Below are 19,162 nucleotides of genomic sequence, written 5' to 3'. Positions count from 1 at the left end.
CTCAGTGGGATCAGATGACGCAGAGACCCGGATCCAAAGTCCCCTGCTGCCGCTGACCATTGATCGCCAAGCCGTCTGGTGCCGTCGAAGTGCTTTTGCGCCAGGCCCTGGGATTTTTGAGGATCACCGATGAAGCTGGAAATTTTTCGCACGCTGTGGGGTTACACCGCCAGCAAGGCTCAGGCACTCGATGAGTTGCTGCGGGCGGGCTTTGATGGCATGGAAGCACGCCTGCCACTGGACGCCGGTGAACGGGCCGAGTTTGGCGCGTTTCTCCAGGCCAATTGCCTGGGCTATATCAGCACCGTCTTCACCGCGTACGACGTACTGCCCGACCAGTCGGCAACACCTGCCGTCCACCTCAATGACCTGGACCGCAAACTCGCCTTGGCCGCCGAACTCGGTCCGCGCTTCGTCAACGTACTGGCGGGCAACGACCGCTGGTCCTTGCCAGAACAAGTGGACTTTTTTGGCCAGGCGCTGGATCTGGCGCGCAAGCACGGCCAGGTCTGCAGTTTCGAAACTCACCGCTCACGTTCGCTGTTCAACCCCTGGGTGACCCTGGAGTTGATCCGGCAACTGCCCGATCTGTTGTTCACCAGTGACATCAGCCATTGGGTCGTGACTTGCGAGCGTCTGCTGAATGACCCGGCCGATGACCTGAGTGCTTTCATCGAGCGGGTTCACCATATCCAGGCTCGGGTCGGTTACGACCAAGGCCCGCAGGTTCCACACCCGGCGGCTCCCGAATATGCAAAAGAACTGGCTTTCCATCAGCAGCACTGGGAAAGCATCTGGCGCTCGCAACAAGCCCGCGGTTACCAGGTCAGCACCCTGACCCCGGAATTCGGCGCCGACGGCTACCTGCATCATTTGCCCTTCACCAATGTCCCGGTCGCCGACCTGTGGTCATTGAACGTGTGGATGGGCCAGACCGAGCGCGAACACTTCGAGCGATTCCACCACTCAAGCCATCCTTAGGGAGCCGATGCGTCATGCCTGACAATAAAAACAACAGCGCCAGCACTGACACACACAAAGCCAACTTCAATAGCATCCCGGTGGTCAACATCGCCGGTCTGTTCAGCTTTGAACTGGAACATCGCCTGGCCGTGGCCGAACAATTGGGGCGCGCCGCCAGCGAAGTCGGGTTTCTCTATATCACCCATCACGGCATCGACCCGCAACTGATCGCCAACCTGCGCAAGGCGGCCAAGGACTTTTTCGAGCAGCCCTTCGACACCAAGATGCGGCACTACATCGGTACTTCGCAAACCCACAAGGGCTTTGTACCCGAAGGCGAAGAGGTCTATTCCAAAGGCAAGCCGGACCATAAGGAGGCCTTCGACGTCGGCTACGAAGTCCCGGCCGATGACCCGCTGGTGCTGGCCAACACGCCATTGTTGGGGCCCAACGACTGGCCACAGCTGGCAGGTTTCAAGGCATCGGTGCAGGCCTACTATGAAGCGATCTTCGCCTTGGGCCGGCGCCTGTTCGGCGGCTTCGCCCTGACCCTGGGCCTGGAAGAAAACTATTTCGACAGCCTGGTCACCCGTCCGCCGTCCAAGCTGCGCCTGATCCACTACCCCTACGACGGTGCGGCCCATGACGCACCGGGTCTTGGCGCCCATACTGACTACGAGTGCTTCACCATCCTCCTGGCCGACAAACCTGGGCTTGAGGTGATGAACAACCTTGGTCAATGGATCGATGCCCCACCGATTGCCGATGCCTTTGTGGTCAACATCGGCGACATGCTGGAAGTGATGACGGCAGGCGCATTCGTTGCCACAGCGCACCGGGTACGCAGCGTGAAGGAGGAGCGTTATTCCTTCCCGCTGTTTTATGCCTGCGACTATCACACCCAGATCAAACCGCTGCCCGGGTTCGCCCAGGCCGGCAACGACTACGAAGAAATCACGATCGGCGAACACATGTATGGCCAGGCGCTGCAGACCTATCAGTATCTGCGCCAGAGGGTGGCCAATGGGGAAGTTCAACTGCCAGGCAAGGCACGCAAGCCCGCCAGTTTCGGACATTTGAAAAATCAGGCTCAACCGTCCTGATTGAAGTTTTCAGTTAAACCCTTACCTACGCCGGAGTCAGTAAAAGATGAAAAACAATAAAAAAAACCTGTTGAGCCTGGCTGTATTGGCAGCCGGCATGCTCGCTGCCTCGATGAGCATGGCCGCGTCAGACACGTTCAAGGTCGGCATGGAAATCACTTACCCCCCTTTCGAGTCCTATGACAAGGACAAGAACGTGGTGGGTTCGGACCCCGAGTTGGCAACGGCACTGGCCAAGCACATGAGCGCCAGGGTGGAGTTCGTCGACACCAAGTTCCCGAGCCTGATCCTGGGCTTGAACTCCGGCAAGTACGACGCGGTCATTTCCGGCATGTACATCACGCCGGAGCGCCAGACTCAAGCCCAGACCATCGCCTATGCCAACACAGGTGCCGCAGTCATGGTGCCCCAGGGCAGCGAAATCAATGCGAAAAAACCTGAGGACCTGTGCGGCTTGAAACTGGGCCTGGAACAGGGCACTACCTGGGTCAAGGAATTCAGGAAACTGTCGGATGACTACTGCGTGCCGAACAACAAAGGCGCCATCACCGTCAGCGAGTACCCGTCGGCACCGGAAGTGACCCAGGCCCTATTGTCCAAAAACATCCAGGCCCAGGTTGAAATCGCTGGCGCCGCAAAAATGATCGCGGAAAAAACCAATGGCCGGGTAGTGATCACCACCGAGCACCCGATTTATCAGCAAACCCTGGGCATCTTCGTCAAGAAAGGCAACGACGACACCTTCCAGGCTTTGCAAAAGGCCTTCGAAGAGACGAAAAAGAGCGGTGAATACGCCGCTATCCTTAAGAAATATGGCTTGGAAGAACCGACTGCCAACTAAGAACCTGTCCTTGTAGTCTGGTCATCTGCCGCCCCTGCACGGGGGCGGCAGATTGAGGTGCCCTATGCAATTCGATTGGTCGTACTTTCTCTCCCTGTTCTCCCTGCCAGACTTCTGGAAAGCCTGCGTCACGGTGATCCAGCTCAGTGCCCTGGCCTGGTTCATCGGCATGCTGCTGGGTTTTGTCCTGGCCACGGCCAAGCTGTCCCAATCGCCCTTGCTGCGCATTCCGGCAGCTGTCTACATCTGGTTTTTCCGCAGCATCCCGTTGCTGGTGCTGGTGGTGTTCGTCTACAACCTGCCGCAATTGTTTCCCGGCAGCGGACCGATCCTGTCCAACCCCTTCTACTCCGGCTTGCTGGCCCTGGTGGTCACCGAGGCGGCGTACATGGCGGAAATCCATCGTGGCGGTCTGATTTCCGTGGCCAAGGGCCAAAAGGAAGCCGGGCGCGCGCTGGGTGTCGGCCTGTTTGGCATGCAACGCCTGATTGTGATCCCCCAGGCTTTCCGTATTTCGCTGCCCACTCTGATCAATGAATACATCACGGTGGTCAAGCTGACATCGCTGGTCTCGGTCATCTCCCTGACCGAAATCCTCACGGTCGGCCAACGCCTCTATGCCACCAACTTCCTGGTCATGGAGACCCTGGCGGCGGTCGGCGTCTACTACGTGTTGATCGTCACCGTGTTCGGCTATTTCCTGCAGCGCCTGGAGCGCTATCTGGACCTGAACTTCCGCAAGCCGCACACACTCGACGCGGCCACCATCGCCAGGTTCAAGGCCAGCGCCGAAGCGTTGCCCGACACTGCGCGCAAAGCCGCCGGCAACAACGCGACGCCTATCCTGCAATTGAAGAACATCCAGAAAAGCTATGGCACGCACAAGGTGCTGCTGGGTATCGACCTGAATGTCGACTACGGCCAGGTGGTCTCGATCATCGGGCCATCCGGTTCCGGCAAGACTTCGCTGATCCGCACGGTCAACGGCCTGGAAAGCATCGATACCGGCGACATTCTGTTGTTCGGCGAAAAGTTCATCGAAGCATCGGACAAACCCAACAGCTCCCGTCTGCGCAAAGGCGTGCGGCACATCGGCATGGTGTTCCAGAACTTCAACCTGTTCCCGCACCGCACCATTCTCGACAACGTCACGCTGGCACCGCGTTACCACGGCCAACCGGGCGAGTTGAGTGAACATCGTGCGTATGCGCTGCTGGACAAGGTCGGCCTGCTGGCCCATGCCCACAAGTACCCGCACCAGCTCTCCGGTGGGCAGCAACAGCGTGTGGCGATCGCTCGGGCCCTGGCCATGGAGCCGCAGATCATGCTGTTCGACGAGCCGACCTCGGCCCTCGACCCGGAACTGGTCAACGACGTGCTCAGCGTGATCCGCGACCTGGCGAAGGAAGGCATGACCATGCTGATCGTGACCCACGAAATGGACTTTGCCATGTCGATCTCCGACCGGGTGATTTTCATGGAGAACGGCAATATTCAACTCGATGCCGCACCTGAAACCATACGATGCGACGCCAAGGGCGAGCGAGTACGGCGCTTCATGGGAATCGCTGCCCGCTCGCCAAACCTGTCTGCAACGGTGGACCATGCATGAATAGGCAACCACTTTCTTTGAGCTCCCTTTCAGGAAAACCCGCATGAATCTTGGAATAGCAGGACGCTGGGCGCTGGTGTGCGCCGCCAGCAAAGGCCTGGGCAAAGCCTGTGCACAGGCACTCGTGTGCGAAGGCGTGAACGTGGTGATCACCGCACGGGGCGAACACATGCTTAATGAAACGGCCCGTGAGCTCAGAGCGATAAATCCTGAAGTGACGGTCATCGCCGTGGCCGGAGACATTTCGACGCCCGAGGGTCGGACGGCAGCGCTCAAGGCCCATGAGCATTTCGATATTTTGATCAACAACGCCGGAGGCCCTCCCCCCGGGGATTTCCGCGAATGGGATCGCAACGCCTGGCTCAAGGCGCTGGATGCCAACATGCTGACCCCTATCGAATTGATCAAGGCAACGGTAGACGGTATGGCGGCACGCGGATTTGGCCGGATCATCAACATCACGTCGAGTGCCGTGAAGTCCCCTATCGAAAGCCTGGGCCTGTCCAATGGCGCGCGCAGTGGCCTGACGGGGTTCATCGCAGGGCTCGCCCGACAGGAGAACATTGCCAGCCGCAATGTGACGATCAACAACCTGCAACCGGGTTCCTTCGATACCGATCGACTGCGTGACAACCTGGTCGCTGCCGCCGAAGAGTCGGGGCAAGACAGTGAGGTATTCCTTGGCGAATGCCGTGCCGAAATTCCTGCCAAACGCTTTGGATCACCCGAAGAGTTCGGTGCGCTTTGCGCCTTCGTTTGCAGCAGCCATGCAGGTTACCTGACCGGGCAGAACCTGTTGATCGACGGAGGAGCCGTTCGATCCAGTCAATAATGACGACAGGCACAATGGGACAGGCAGAAAACGGCCACGTCCCTTATCCCGAATCCCCCCGCACAATCGCACCCGGTATTGGGTAATGCGAGCATGATCCACTGTAGGAGCGAGCGCGCTCCTACAGAAGAATCCTTGACTGAACACCACTACCCTGTGTTGGGGGTATTCCCCAATTTCGGGGACCTTCACCCAGTTTCTGATACGCCCGCTCAAAGCCAGCAAGCAAGGGGAATGTGGCGCAGAGCCATAAATCAATTCCTTTCACTTTTGGCAAAAAAATTGCGTCGTCAACATCCCGGCTCGAAATAAAACGTTTCGCCAGCCGGCCTGGAAGCCGTGGCTCGTTACTCAGGTATAACCACGCGCACCGGGGATCCCGTCAGAGGTGTTTGCGATGAAACTGGATACCGGAAGGTTGACTCCTAGTCCATTGTTCAAAACCAGGCTGGCGCTGAGTATCTCTGCTGCCGTGATCATGCTGGGGCTGGGCTTGTCCCACACTCGGGCAGCCCCCCTCGACAACACCGATCCACCGCCTCCTACCGACCCATCGGCGTTCACCAATCCGCCTGCCGACCCCAATGCCGCATTGCGGGACTTGCTCAAATTGCCTCCGGCAAACGTCGGCGCCTTCGACTTGCCCAATGGAGTAGTCGGTAACCGCCAGACGCCCTTGGCCGACAATGTGCTGCCACCCGATCAGCAACCCAGCTTCAATATCCCCACTAACGGTAATGCCAGCCCGTTGTTCGGGGCTCAACCGTTCACACAGAAGCTTGAACTGTTCGAAGAGTTCGGCTCGAACAAGCTGGATGCGACCGACCCGCCATCACCCGTTCCGTTTCCGGTCCCGACGGTGGGCCCCGCACCGGCGCAAGATCCATTGAAGGTAGCGCGTAGCGGCCCGTCGCCGGATGCGCTGGATGCCTTTCTCAGGCAGCCGGCATTGACGCCCTTCCCCACTGAGTTCTCCAATGTACTGGACCGAAACCCCTGGAAGGCGCAGATCGAGCTTTTCCTCAATCGCCGAGTCGACTCGCCCGCAGAAGGCCGGCCACCGGGAAAAGGCTGGTCGCACCAGCGATTCAATGAGTTTTTCCCGCGCGACGCCTTCAAGACTGTGCAAGCCGGCGCGCACGTCAACAGCGGCTTGCGTGATCACATGCAACGGCATAACTACGCCGTGGGGGAATTTGCGCCAGGCGGGCTCTATCACAACACCAACGGCAACCCGGCCAACGAGGGCACCACCAAAGGTATCCAAGTGCAGTTTCACCCCAACCTCCCTGTTCAGGACCACAATGCGCTATGGACGTTCGACGGTACCTTTCCGCCCAAACTGCTGCAAGTACGCTATGGCCAGGCGATGCTGATGCGTCATTACGATGCCTTGCCGATTGATCCGTCGGCCAACCGGGGCTTTGGCCTGCATACCCTCACCACCCATGAACATAACGGTCACACGCCCGGAGAAAGCGACGGCTTTACCAACGCGTTCTTCTTCCCGGGCCAGTACTACGACTATCGCTGGCCGATCCAGTTGGCCGGTTACGACACCATCAACACCACGGCCGAGGACCCACGGGCGGCGTTCCCCTGCGACCCCGGTGAAACCCTGTTCGTCAACGACGCCAGCCCCGGCTTCAAGACCTGCGACCACGGCACCATCAAGATCCGTGGCGACTGGCGTGAAACCATGAGCACCCACTGGTTCCACGACCACATGCTCGAATTCACCGCGCAGAACGTCTACAAGGGTAACGCGACGATGATGAACTACTACAGCGCCCTGGACCGTGGCAACGAGGCCGTCGACGACGGGGTCAACCTGCGCTTGCCCAGCGGTACGGCGCTGGGCTGGGGTAACCGCGACTATGACGTCAACCTGACGATTGCCGACAAGGCCTGGGACCAGACCGGCCAGTTGTGGTTCAACCCCTTCAACACCGACGGTTTCCTTGGAGACCAGGTACTGACCAACTGGGAGTTCAAGCCCTTCCTGGACGTACGTGCCCGCCGCTACCGTTTCCGCATTCTTGACGGAGCGGTATCTCGCTACTTCAAGTTCGCGCTGGTGCGTCAGGTCAGTGGTAATGGTGGCGAGTTCCCCGGCCCGGCAGGTTCCGGTGTGTCTTATAACCGCGTGCCGTTCCACATGATTGCCAACGACGGCAACCTCATGGAACACGCGGTGCCCTTCGATGGCAGCCTGGACCTCGATGGCGACGGCGACACACAGGACAACAATGCCATTCTGCCGCTACTGGGCATTGCCGAACGCTATGACATCGTCGTCGATTTCGCGGCAAACGGCATCAAGCCGGGCGACAGAATTTTCTTTGTCAATATCGAGGAGCATGAAAACGGCAAGCGTCCAAATCGTGACATTCCATTGGCGGATGTACTCTCCGAGAAGTACCTGCCCGTGGTCAGGCAAACCAGCCACGGGCCACAGTGGGTCAACGGTGACCCGGGCGTAGGCCTGTTCCTGCAACTGAACGTCCAGCCTTACAGCGGCCAGGATGTCAGCCTCAATCCAGTCGACTACGAGCCCGCCAAGCCCGGCAAGCCCGAGGGCAAGTTCATGATCCCCCTGCCCTTGCACCGTGATGACCCTGCCGATATCGCCCGGCTTGCCCAGGCGCGGCACCGCACCTTTATCTTTGGCCGCTCCAACGGCACCGACGAACAACCCTGGACGATCAAGACCGATGGCGGCCCAGGCTTCAACATGGACCCGCGGCGGATTTCAGCCGCGCCACAACTGGCCAATGGCCCGACACCGGCCGGGTTCACGGGTGAAGGCACGCTGGAAATCTGGAAGATCCAGAACGGCGGCAATGGCTGGACTCACCCGGTGCATGTGCACTTCGAGGAAGGGGTCATTCTCAGTCGAGGTGGCAGACCACCACCCGAATGGGAAAAAGGAGCGCGTAAGGATGTCTACCGTATAGGCCGGGATCCTGACAGCCTCGACAATGTCGAAATGGCCATACGCATCCGCGAGTTTTTCGGTACCTACATGGAGCACTGCCACAACACTCAGCATGAGGACACGGCGATGCTGCTGCGCTGGGACTCCGAGCACCCTGGCCAGTTCCAGTTGATGCCCACACCGTTGCCCAGCTGGGACGGCGTGAAATTCGTGAACTCGGTTGCGTTACCGACATTCCGCACGGGAGATGGCGTCGGACCACAGGTCAATGTCAACAATAACCAAGTAGATAACAGTGGCGGTAGCGGTAGCGGTAGTAGCAAAGGCGGTGGCAAAGGCGGTGGCAAAGGCTAGCGTTGTCTATCAAACGGCTGATCATGTCGTCAGCAAACGCTAAACACCGCTTACACGACTGTTTCAACCCAAAGCCGCCTGACATCACAGTCGGCTTTGGGTCGATGGTTAGACATTGGCCGCCTGGCTTTTTCAGGGTGTCCTCCGGCACCAAACCTTCTCATGCCGATTGTCTGCGCCAGGTGCCTGGGGATGTGCCGAACTGGCGTTTGAATGCGCGACTGAACGCGGCTTCGGATTCATAGCCAACTGCAAAGCCGACTTGCGCCACATTGCCGCGACCTTCGCGCAGGTGTTGAGCCGCCACATGCATACGCCAGAGCGTCAGGTATTGCATCGGTGGCTGTCCGACCAGCGCCGTGAATCGCTCCGCGAAAACCGAGCGCGACATACCCACCTCAAGCGCCAGGGCTTCTGCAGTCCAGCTTTCGGTCGGACGAGCATGGAGTAGCGCCAGTGCGCGCCCGATATGCGGATCCCGCAAACCTGCCAGCCATCCGCGCCGCTCGGCGGGCAGGCTGGCGACATACTGGCCGATGGCTTCGACGAATAGCAGCTCGGATAGCTTGGTGATGACCGTTGCCGAACCGACGCGTCCCGCCGCGATTTCACTGACAGCAAAACGGAACGAACTTTCGATCCAGGCGCCTGAAGCCGTCGCGCGTACGTCCAGTTTCAATAAGGATGGCAACGACGAAAGCAACGGACTGAAGGGTGTTTCAGAGCCGAGGAATCCGCACAACAACTGCGTGGCCTCGCCGCCCCCGCCGTACTTGATCCGTGAAATCCCACCGACTTCCGGAGGCTGAATGACTTCTCTGGCCGGCATGGGCGCAACGCTCAGGTCGCTGCCAAAAGAGTGAGCGTCATTGCGAGGCAGCAGAACGAGTTCGCCCGCCCCCACGTCGATGGCGGAATCACCGTCGATGCGTATTTGCATGTGCCCCGCCGCTACAAAATGTGAGGCAATGATATGCCGGGGTACCGCCAGGAACGGTTTGCAATCGTCTGCCGAGAGCCTTCCGTTGATACACCAGGGCGCAGTGAGTTCCGCCTCGAGGAACACCCCGCCAGACAACCGAATCACCCGCAAAACATCAGAAAGCGCGTCCAGCAATTGCCAGCCCTCCTTTCCGGAGTCCGGAGCATGTAATCAGGCGCACCGGTCATTTGCCGCCTGAACCACGAGCCCTAGATTAGCACCAGCGCGGATTCAGAGATCGGGACTGTTCCCAGAGGCTTCACCCAAGGTCATTGGCTCCGGCGTCAACCGTAATTGCCCCACTCCAACTCAACCAGGGCAACAGGAGATCCATATGAACACTATCGCTACCCTACCCGGCTCTGAGTCAGGCAACGCTGCCCGTTATGCGCGGATTGTCAGGTCATCGAAAAAAACCGAATGGCAGATCGATCGCGACTTGCTGCAGGACCGGCGTTTCGATTTCTCGCGCAAATTCCTGCCCGACGGACTGTCGCAGATCGATCGCCTGACCTTTCTCACCGCGTCCGAGGCACGCCTGCTCAGTCAGATACAGGGCCGAACCTATGCGTATATATTTGGCCTGGTGGAGCGCTTTATCAGTGCCAAAATGCTCGATCAAGGTCGGGCCCATGTGTTTGACAATCAACTCGCACTCGAAGCGCTGGTGCGCTTTTCCAACGACGAGATCAAGCACCAGGCGTTGTTCCGGCGCATGGAGACGATGATGGGTTCGCAATTGCCTGCGGGCTATCGTCAAGTTGCCGATCCAAACGATGTGGCGCGCGCGGTACTGGCGGCCAGCACCTGGTCAGTGTTGGCACTGACCTGTCATATCGAGCTGTTCGTTCAGTCGCACTACGTACAGAGCATCGCACCGCGCGAGGAGTTGTGCCCGTTGTTCAAGGATGTCTTCAAGTTTCACTGGAAGGATGAAAGCCGGCACGTCGTACTCGATGAACTGGAGTGGCAGACGGAGCACGCGAAGCTCTCGCCAGCCGAGCGCGACCAGGCGGTGAATGATCTGATTACGCTGGTAGCGGCCGTCGACGCAATCCTGCTGGCACAGTCGGCATCCGATGCCGACTACTTCATGGGTAATGTTTCACGATCATTCAGTGCCGACGAGGCCGCGCAAATCAAGGCCGGTGTGCTGAGCGCCTATCGCTGGCAATACATTGTCTCGGGCGTGCAACATCCACACTTTGGTCAGTTGCTGACGCACATGACAACGCCTGCACAGATGTCCAGGATTCAGACCGCACTGGCCCCCATCATGAGCAATTGAGTGACCGCTCGTGACCGACTGCTCGTCGGCCGCGCTGTAGGAAGACGTGCTGATAACAATCTATCGGGGATGGCGGCCATGACGATACCGATGTGGATGCTGCTTGGGTTTGCGACCTGGACTTTGCTGCTGTTGATTGCAACCGTCGGCGTTTATCGCTGGGTCGCCATCCTGTTCTCGAGTGCTCCGATCGCCTCCTTCCGAAGCGATCAGCTCGAAGGTGCGGACTGGTACCAGCGCGGGACAAGGGCACACGCCAACTGTGTGGAAAACCTGCCTGTCTTTGCCGTCATCGTGTTCGTGATTTCCGCCCTTGATATCAACGGCCCGGCAGTCAACTACTTGTCCACACTCGTCCTGATCGCTCGCGTGTGCCAGTCACTGGTTCACGTATCCCATGTGCAAACCAATGCGTTTGTCGCAGTCCGGTTTACCTTCTTTTGCATTCAACTGGTCTGTTTTCTTGCGCTCATGGTTATCGCTGCGTATTACGGCGTATGAATACGGAAACGGCCAGAAGTGGCCGGTGGTCGTTGCATTTCGATTGTCGCCGGCGTTTGGCTAAGCTTAATGAATCAGGGCGAACTGAAACCTGAGTGATTACGACCATCAACAGATCGGTAGTCCCAAAGGAGACGACCATGTATGCGGTCATACGAACCTACCTGGGTACTGGAGCGAAGCAGCTTTTCGAGCTTCTGGAAGAACGCAATGTCGACATCGAAGCTACCCTGCGGACAGTGCCAGGCCTGGTCAGCTACACGCTGTTGAATACGGGAGATGGTGGTACGTCGGTGACTGTTTGCAAGGACAAGGCCGGCAGCGATGCGAGCTCGAAAGTCGCGCGTGAGTGGATTCAGAAAAACAGCTCGAATATCCGGGCGAACCCGCCGATCGTAACCGAAGGTCCGGTCATTGTGCAGATCAACTAGCGTGCCCTTGCGGTTGATCCCGTGATACTACCGGTGTCGCAAGTAGCCGACCGGTCCGCCTGCTGGCGAGTGCTATACTTCGCTCAGATTGCATGAAGTGTGCAACGTTCCCCTTGGTACAGATACCGACTGCAAAATCCTGGTTAACGGCTGCCGGACAAAGGAGGTCTACAGCAAACTCTAGATCGGAGGTGTGGCATGAATCGACACTATTACATCAGTGACAATCTCAACGAACTTGAAACCGTTGAAAATGAATTGGAAGCCAGCGGCATCAATTCCGAACAGATTCATGTGCTCAGTGAGAAAGTTGCTGATGTTGAACAACATCACCTCCACGAGATCAGCTCGTTAATGGAACAGGATGCTGTTCACTCCGGTGAGATTGGTGCAGTGGTCGGTGTGCCACTCGCGGCGCTGATCCTGCTTGGCGCCTATTGGATGGGCTGGACTGAATCCGCCGTAGGCTGGATGCCCTTTATCTTCCTTGCCATTGTTGTTTTTGGCTTCTGCATCTGGGAAGGCGGTTTTTTCGGCTTCCAGGTGCCGAACACTCACTTCCGCAATTTCAGCCAGGTGGTAAAAGAAGGCAAACATATCTTCTTCGTGGATGTTGACCCGAATCAGGAGTCGATACTGGACCAAGTCATCGGACATCATCCAAAACTGAAGATCGCCGGCACGGGAGCGGCAGCCCCCCACTGGACGGTAGCCTGGCAGCACAAGTGGCATCAGTTCAAACGAGTGATTTCGGGTTAGCTCCCGCAGACTCAAGGCCATCCGAAAGCGGCTTATTGACCGAAGAAAATGACCCGGCTGAGGAAAACATAATCCGCCTCGGTGGCCATCAGTCCGACGAGCACCAGTAAACACAAAGGTGGGACCAATATCGCATAGACCATGGCCAACCGCTCCCAGGCCATGTGCATGAAGATGGAGACAATCAAACCCGCCTTCAACAACATGAACGTGATAATCAGGAACCACCGAAGGTAGCCATGGAAGTGGAAATAATCGACAAGGTACGACATCGTACTGAGGACGAATAACAGTCCCCAGATCTTGAGGTACAGACTGATTGGATGTTGCTGCCCCTGAGCATGTGCCATCACCCGTGCTCCTCTACCACAAATAGAAGAAAGCAAAAATAAACACCCACACCAAATCCACGAAGTGCCAGTAAAGCCCTGCTATCTCGACGTTCTGATAATTTCCGGAGCGCTCATAATCTCCACGCAATACTTTGCGCGCCACAATGCTGAGGTAGAGGGCGCCGATTGACACATGCAGTCCGTGAAAACCGGTGATCATGAAAAAACTGGCGCCAAATTGCGCCGCCCCCATGGGGTTCCCCCAGGGGCGCACCCCTTCTGCGATGAGCTTGCTCCATTCAAATGCCTGCATGCTGACGAAGGTCACACCCAAGGCAGCGGTCGCCAGCATCAGGGCCGTGGTTTTCGCGCGATCACGGCGATAGGCGAAGTTGACGGCCATGGCCATGGTGCCGCTGCTACTGATCAGCACAAAGGTCATGATGGCAATCAGAATAAGTGGAATTTCCGTGCCGCCGATCGTCAATGCGAACACTTCACTGGGGTTCGGCCAGGCGGTGGTGATGGTCATGCGTACCGACATGTAGCCGGTCAGAAAACAGGTGAATATAAACGTGTCGCTGAGCAGGAATATCCACATCATCGCCTTGCCCCAGTGGACCTGCTTGAAGGCCTCTTTATCCGAGGACCAGTCGCTGGCGATGCCCGCCCATCCCGGTACAGGTGGCGAGCCTGGTGGATTGGCTGGACCGGTCTCGGCTTGGGCTTGCGGGTGCGATGCCATGGCTTTTCACCTCAGGCCGCAGAATCTGGCGATGGCTTCATAGGTTTGCGGCGTGCTGGTCAGCAGCACGAACAACACAAACCAGAGACCCAACAAGTAATGCCAGTAGATGGCACAGAGTTCTACGCTGGCGCTGAGTTGCGGCAACGGCACGTGACGCAGGAATTTAACGACGGTCCTGGCCCAGGCAATCAACCCGCCCAACAGGTGGAGGCCGTGCACACCGGTCAACAGGTAGAAGAAACTGTTGGCCGGATTGCTGGCGACAAAGTAGCCCCAGGCGACAAACTGCTGCCAGACCCAGAGTTGCCCCGCCAGGAAGGCAATGGCAAACCCTCCCCCCAATACAAAACCAATGACCGTGGCGTCCATTCGAGCCCGGCGGGCGGCCATGCGCGACCACTGCAGTGCGATGCAGCTCAATACCAGGAAAGCCGAATTGACCCACAGCGGCCATGGATTGGCCAGCGGCGCCATGGGTTCTGTCAGGGGTAGCCAGTCGACCATTTGCGAACGGGCGATAAAGGCGAGCAGGAAGAGAAAGAATAACGAACTCACCACCACCAGAAACAAGCGCAGACCCAGCCTTGCGGTTTGGCTTCCATCGGCCCCTTCGCCGGCCTGAATGCCCTCGGGATCGCGATTCCAGCTGCCGCCGGGGTCAGCACCGTCGGCGTTTCTCAATAGCAGTCTGTTCATGTTTTAACGTCCGCTATTTTGGTTCCGGCACCGAGTTGGCGCATTTGCTCCAGTTCCTCGGCGGAGACCGTTTGCGGCACGAAGTCCTGTTCTATCCCCGGCACGCTGTAGTCATAGGCCCAGCGATGCACCACCGGCAGCTTCGCTCCCCAGTTACCGTGTACCGGTGGGGTGTTTGGCGTTTGCCATTCCAGGCTGGCCGCGCCCCAGGGATTACTGCCCGCGGGTTTGCCTTTGAATACGCTCCAGGCCAGGTTGAACACAAACAGCAACTGGGAAACGCCGACGGTCAGTGCGACCACGGTAATGAAGGCATTCAACTCTTGCGCCGACTGCGGGATGAACGCGTAGTTTTCATAGGCGTAGTAACGACGCGGCATGCCTTGGAAACCCAGGTAGTGCATGGGGAAGAAGATGGCGTAGGTGCCCAGAAAGGTAATCCAGAAATGCAGCTTGCCCAGGGTGTCGTTGGTCATGCGCCCGGTTATTTTCGGAAACCAGTGATAAATGCCGCCGAACACCACCAGTACCGGCGCGACGCCCATGACCATATGGAAATGGGCCACGACGAAATAGGTGTCCGAGAGCGGTATATCCACGATCACATTGCCGAGAAACAACCCGGTGAGACCGCCGACCAGGAAGGTGACGATAAAGGCCAGGGCAAACAGCATCGGCACGGTCAGATGGATGTCGCCGCGCCACAGGGTCAGCACCCAGTTGTAGACTTTCAGCGCGGTCGGCACCGCGATGATCAAGGTGGTGACGGCGAAGAAAAAGCCGAAGTACGGGTTCATTCCGCTGACGTACATATGGTGTGCCCAGACCACAAAACTGAGTACGCCAATCGCAATGATGGCCCACACCATCATTCGGTAACCGAAGATATTTTTACGCGCATGCGTGCTGATCAAGTCGGAGACCAGGCCAAACGCCGGGAGAGCAACGATGTAGACCTCCGGGTGGCCGAAGAACCAGAACAGGTGCTGGAACAATATCGGGCTGCCACCCTGGTGATCGAGTTGCTGCCCCAACGAGATCATCGCCGGCATGAAGAAGCTGGTGCCCAACAGTTTGTCGAACAGCATCATGACCGCGCTGACAAACAACGCCGGGAAAGCCAGCAAGGCCATGATCGAGGCCATGAAGATTCCCCATACCGAGAGCGGCATGCGAAACAACGTCATGCCGTGGGTGCGTGCCTGCAAGACAGTGGTGACGTAGTTCAACCCGCCCATGGTGGCGGCGGCAATAAAAATCGCCAGTGAGACGAGCATCAGCACGATGCCCCACTCGACCCCTGGTGTTCCTTGAGCAATGGACTGTGGCGGATAGAGCGTCCAGCCCGAACCGGTGGGGCCGCCAGGGACAAAGAAACTGGCGAGCAACACCACTACCGCCACCAGGTAGAACCAGTAGCTGAGCATGTTGACGTAGGGGAAGACCATGTCGCGGGCGCCGACCATCAGCGGGATCAGATAGTTGCCGAAGCCCCCCAGAAACAAGGCCGTCAGTAAGTAAATGACCATGATCATGCCGTGCATGGTCATCGCCTGATAGTAAGTACTGGCATCCATGAACGCCAAACTGCCGGGGAAACCAATCTGCATGCGCATCAAGCCGGACAACACCACGGCGATAAGACCCACGAACAAAGCCGTCAAGGAATATTGAATGGCTATGACCTTGTGGTCCTGACTCCAGACATATTTGGTCAGGAAGCTCCTGGGCTCGTGCAGTGCTTCTGTTTCGGCTTGCTCCGCATAGGCCATCACGTCATCCTCCTGTCGAAGTTTCAGTGTATTCCTGGCTGCTTTGCGGCTACTTCCCTGGCTCCGCCTTGCTTGCATCAGCGTTGGCATTCGCTTTGGATTTGATAAAAGCGATCAGCGCGTCCAACTCCTTGTCGCTCGGTTTCAAGGCCGGCATGACGGCCGCATAACCCTTGACGATTTTGGCAGCGGGGTCACGAACCGATTCTTTCAGATAACCCTCATCGACCTTGACGCTCGTATCGTCGGCAAGGGTTTCGGTCTTGCCATACAGGCCCTGCCAGCTGGGGCCGACGCCCTTGTTGCCATCGACACTGTGGCAGGCCAGACAGCCAAGCGACCCGGCCAGCCGCTGTCCCTGCGCTACCAGGTCTTCACCTGGGCCCGATGCTTCGCCAGTAGAGGCTTCATCGCCCTGCTGCGCAGCACCCAGTGATTTGATCAGGGCGACGAGCGCACCCAGTTCATCGTCAGAGAGAGTATAGGCCACCATGACCGGCGGGTAGCCCTGTACCAGACGGGCCTTCGGATCGAGAATCGACTCTTTCAGGTAGGCCTCGTCGACCTGCACGCTGGAGCCATCGGCCAGCTGTTCGGTGCGGCCGTACAGCCCCTTCCATCCCGGACCGAGACTGGCACTGCCATCCTGGCTATGGCAGGCGCCGCAGCCGTATTTGTCGACCAGCAGGCGGCCTTTTTCCAATAGGCTGTCCCTACCGGGCCTGGCAGTTGTCGTCAATGTCTGCGCAAAAGTCGGTTGGCCTTTTAGCCATTGATCGAAGACACCCTGCTCCTCCACGATCATATGGCCGCGCATGTTGTAATGACCTACGCCGCAATATTCAGCACAAAGGGTTTCATACTTTCCGGTTTTAGTCGGCGTAAACCAAAAGTACGACACCATCCCTGGCACCATGTCCATCTTGCTGCGAATTTGCGGCACATAGAAATCGTGCAAAACGTCTTTAGCGCGCAGTAAGACTTTAACCGGCCGATCGAGCGGAAGGTGAACTTCATTATTCATTACAAGCACATCGTCCTGCCCAGCAGGATCCTTGGGATCAAGGCCGAGGGGATTGGCGGAATCAACAAACCTGATATCCGATCTGCCCAGCTTTGCGTCCTGACCGGCAAAACGAAAGGCCCACTGCCACTGCTGGGCGACCACTTCAAGCTCGTAGGCATTTTTCGGTACCCGGATGAAATCGTCGTAAACAACCAGGCCTGGCGCCAACATCCCGGCAATGCCTATCGAGGTAACGATGATCAACCATAATTCCAGCTTTTTGTTTTCTGGCTGGTAGGCCGCCCGTGCACCCTCTTTGTGGCGATAGCGCATCACCGCTATTGCCATGAATACTGTGATGGCAATGAAAAATATTCCGCTGATGATCAGGGTGATGAACAGGGTGGTATCAATGGAGCCCCAGTTGGATGCGGCCGGTGTCGCATGCCAGGGCGCCAGTATGTGGAATAGCACTGATGCAATAACGATTAGTATCAGGATAATTGCTATTGCCATTTGCTCTTCATCCTATTCCTGATGTTCATTGGTTATGCAAAAGCATCGCCACTGACATCCAAGCAGGCCAGACAAATACCACCCGTCCGGGCGGTAAAGTCAGTAAGGAGTATAGAGCCATCGGCTTGTACCGCGAGGTCGGCAAGAGAGGCCCGGTTGCCAGCTATACTTGAACTCTGATGACGGGCGGCAGCGATCGGCCAGAAGCAGCCACAAAGTGCGAACCCTGCCCTTGTGCAGTCGTCAAACATGAGTAATCGCAATGAGCAGGGACGATAGCTAACAGAGTCCGGCAACCTACATGGGAGGTTTCGTCATGAGTGCACTGACGATCGAAGGCTGGTGCAAACCCAGTCCCGACCAGAAGTCCATCCCGATCGGTGAGATCCATTTTTACGTCGACGGCCCTCTCCATGTCCGTCTGGAGGAGGCCGAAGAGCGTCTGCAGAAGTCCCACGAACGTGAAGCCATGGTCGATGTCGATATGGGCTCGATGGATTTGATCATGCCCGAGGGATACGCGCCCTTGTCCGACTGTCAGATGCGTGTCTATTTGCACCACGAACGCGGTCAGTTTCATATGGTCGGGCACCGTGCGAGCGATGGCAGCCTGATCTATACCAACGCGGTGTTGATCGATCAACTGATTGAGTAGCAGCTCACCCGCAGCCTCAACCGTGCAACAGAAAGGCTCCCGGAGGAACCCGATGTCGCAGCTTCTTGCAGCGACCGGGTGCCGGCTGATGCCCGGGCGGGCGATCGGGAAACCAGATCCGGCATTTCCCCGGAGGCGGCAAATGGCCACGGGGAATCACAACCTCATCGTACGCGGGCGCTGGCGCGACGGAAGCCATTTGCACTGCTTCTTCAGGCTGTGTTCTGTCAGCCGTCGGCGAAACCGATGCCCACGCAGCCTTTACCCGATCAAAAATGCCAGCTTGTTGCCCAGTGTCCGCAGCGGGTTGTTCAACAGGCGCCATCTGTGCTTCATGGACCTGCTCATCCTGCCCCTTCTGTACTGCAACCAGGCCCTCTCTGGCTTGGGGTGGGGTATTCGAGGCCCGAGCCTGCTGGGCCGCCTGGATCAATTGGAAGTTGCGGTTGCGTAACTCGACGTTGCTTCCAACCTGCACGTTCGAGCGCAGCGCCAATGTTTCAGCCTGTTGGTACTGCCCCTGCTGAAGACGCAACACACCGAGGTAATGCAGCGTCGCGGGATTGTTCGGCTGAATATGCAGGGCACGTTCCAGCGTGGCAGCGGCCTGGTCCAGCTGGCCATTTTCATACTGCCGCGAGGCGGTTTCGATCAGGGTTGTAGACGCGCGGTTACTTTGCGTGGGCGCGCTTCGCTCGGCAGCAATGCAACTATGCGACGCGAAGGCGCAGAACGCCAAAAGGACACCCGGTAGAAAAATCTTGGTTGGCATCAGGGGACGGACTCGACTGATCTCGGACGGCACTGCCCGAAAACAGGCCACCAGCGCTGTT

The 19,162-nt window shown here is 57.8% G+C and carries 18 protein-coding genes; 11 read left to right on the top strand and 7 right to left on the bottom strand.

The window, feature by feature from the left end:
* Positions 1 to 129: 129 nt before the first annotated feature.
* From CAF65_RS03705 to CAF65_RS03680, 6 genes are all read left to right on the top strand, one after another.
* Positions 130 to 981 carry a sugar phosphate isomerase/epimerase gene (locus CAF65_RS03705; RefSeq protein WP_085715067.1) on the top strand — a complete coding sequence of 284 codons (852 nt, stop codon included), beginning with the start codon at positions 130 to 132 and terminating at the stop codon, positions 979 to 981.
* A 14-nt stretch (positions 982 to 995) separates the two neighbouring features.
* Complete coding sequence (locus tag CAF65_RS03700) at positions 996 to 2,066, top strand: isopenicillin N synthase family oxygenase (protein WP_085715066.1); 1,071 nt, start codon at positions 996 to 998, stop codon at positions 2,064 to 2,066.
* 46 nt (positions 2,067 to 2,112) lie between these two features.
* The gene (locus CAF65_RS03695; protein WP_085715065.1) at positions 2,113 to 2,907 is read left to right on the top strand and encodes an ABC transporter substrate-binding protein; all 795 of its coding nucleotides are present in this window, start codon (positions 2,113 to 2,115) and stop codon (positions 2,905 to 2,907) included.
* A gap of 64 nt (positions 2,908 to 2,971) precedes the next feature.
* A complete protein-coding gene (locus CAF65_RS03690; protein ID WP_085715064.1) occupies positions 2,972 to 4,519 on the top strand; it encodes an amino acid ABC transporter permease/ATP-binding protein in 1,548 nt (515 codons plus the stop codon).
* Between the two features lie 43 nt (positions 4,520 to 4,562).
* Complete coding sequence (locus tag CAF65_RS03685) at positions 4,563 to 5,351, top strand: SDR family oxidoreductase (RefSeq protein ID WP_085715063.1); 789 nt, start codon at positions 4,563 to 4,565, stop codon at positions 5,349 to 5,351.
* A gap of 397 nt (positions 5,352 to 5,748) precedes the next feature.
* Positions 5,749 to 8,643 carry a multicopper oxidase domain-containing protein gene (locus CAF65_RS03680; RefSeq protein WP_085715062.1) on the top strand — a complete coding sequence of 965 codons (2,895 nt, stop codon included), beginning with the start codon at positions 5,749 to 5,751 and terminating at the stop codon, positions 8,641 to 8,643.
* Positions 8,644 to 8,803: 160 nt separating this feature from the next.
* Here the strand turns inward: CAF65_RS03680 and CAF65_RS03675 are convergent, their stop codons facing one another.
* Positions 8,804 to 9,760, bottom strand: coding sequence for an AraC family transcriptional regulator (locus CAF65_RS03675; RefSeq protein ID WP_085715061.1), 957 nt, complete (start codon positions 9,758 to 9,760; stop codon positions 8,804 to 8,806).
* Positions 9,761 to 9,959: 199 nt separating this feature from the next.
* Here CAF65_RS03675 and CAF65_RS03670 point away from each other — a divergent pair, with 199 nt between their 5' ends.
* From CAF65_RS03670 to CAF65_RS03655, 4 genes are all read left to right on the top strand, one after another.
* Positions 9,960 to 10,913, top strand: coding sequence for a diiron oxygenase (locus tag CAF65_RS03670; protein ID WP_085715060.1), 954 nt, complete (start codon positions 9,960 to 9,962; stop codon positions 10,911 to 10,913).
* 78 nt (positions 10,914 to 10,991) lie between these two features.
* A complete protein-coding gene (locus CAF65_RS03665) occupies positions 10,992 to 11,414 on the top strand; it encodes an MAPEG family protein (protein WP_085715242.1) in 423 nt (140 codons plus the stop codon).
* 140 nt (positions 11,415 to 11,554) lie between these two features.
* Positions 11,555 to 11,845, top strand: coding sequence for a hypothetical protein (locus CAF65_RS03660; protein WP_085715059.1), 291 nt, complete (start codon positions 11,555 to 11,557; stop codon positions 11,843 to 11,845).
* A gap of 198 nt (positions 11,846 to 12,043) precedes the next feature.
* Complete coding sequence (locus CAF65_RS03655; protein WP_085715058.1) at positions 12,044 to 12,604, top strand: NAD/FAD-utilizing enzyme apparently involved in cell division; 561 nt, start codon at positions 12,044 to 12,046, stop codon at positions 12,602 to 12,604.
* 32 nt (positions 12,605 to 12,636) lie between these two features.
* Here the strand turns inward: CAF65_RS03655 and CAF65_RS03650 are convergent, their stop codons facing one another.
* The 5 genes from CAF65_RS03650 to CAF65_RS03630 are packed head-to-tail and all read right to left on the bottom strand — an operon-like array spanning position 12,637 to position 17,674.
* Complete coding sequence (locus tag CAF65_RS03650) at positions 12,637 to 12,954, bottom strand: cytochrome C oxidase subunit IV family protein (protein WP_008017298.1); 318 nt, start codon at positions 12,952 to 12,954, stop codon at positions 12,637 to 12,639.
* A gap of 13 nt (positions 12,955 to 12,967) precedes the next feature.
* The gene (locus CAF65_RS03645) at positions 12,968 to 13,681 is read right to left on the bottom strand and encodes a heme-copper oxidase subunit III family protein (protein ID WP_085715057.1); all 714 of its coding nucleotides are present in this window, start codon (positions 13,679 to 13,681) and stop codon (positions 12,968 to 12,970) included.
* 6 nt (positions 13,682 to 13,687) lie between these two features.
* Positions 13,688 to 14,380 (bottom strand): cytochrome c oxidase subunit 3, encoded by a 693-nt coding sequence (locus tag CAF65_RS03640; RefSeq protein WP_085715056.1) that lies wholly within the window; start codon positions 14,378 to 14,380, stop codon positions 13,688 to 13,690.
* Positions 14,377 to 16,152, bottom strand: a complete 1,776-nt coding sequence (gene ctaD, locus CAF65_RS03635; RefSeq protein ID WP_085715055.1) for a cytochrome c oxidase subunit I — start codon at positions 16,150 to 16,152, stop codon at positions 14,377 to 14,379. Before ctaD ends, CAF65_RS03640 begins: the two co-directional genes overlap by 4 nt.
* A 49-nt stretch (positions 16,153 to 16,201) precedes the next feature.
* Positions 16,202 to 17,674 (bottom strand): c-type cytochrome, encoded by a 1,473-nt coding sequence (locus CAF65_RS03630; RefSeq protein WP_085715054.1) that lies wholly within the window; start codon positions 17,672 to 17,674, stop codon positions 16,202 to 16,204.
* 316 nt (positions 17,675 to 17,990) lie between these two features.
* On the opposite strand from CAF65_RS03630, the gene CAF65_RS03625 reads away from it, so the two are divergent.
* Positions 17,991 to 18,329, top strand: a complete 339-nt coding sequence (locus CAF65_RS03625) for a hypothetical protein (RefSeq protein ID WP_085715241.1) — start codon at positions 17,991 to 17,993, stop codon at positions 18,327 to 18,329.
* Positions 18,330 to 18,345: 16 nt separating this feature from the next.
* On the opposite strand, the gene CAF65_RS03620 is transcribed toward CAF65_RS03625, so the two are convergent.
* Positions 18,346 to 19,101, bottom strand: a complete 756-nt coding sequence (locus CAF65_RS03620; protein WP_085715053.1) for a tetratricopeptide repeat protein — start codon at positions 19,099 to 19,101, stop codon at positions 18,346 to 18,348.
* Positions 19,102 to 19,162 lie beyond the last annotated feature (61 nt).

The sequence above is a fragment of the Pseudomonas sp. B28(2017) genome (genome assembly GCF_002113025.1).
GTDB lineage: Bacteria > Pseudomonadota > Gammaproteobacteria > Pseudomonadales > Pseudomonadaceae > Aquipseudomonas.
The sequence above is the reverse complement of the archived record's forward strand: the minus strand, read 5'-3'. Positions and strand labels throughout refer to the sequence as shown.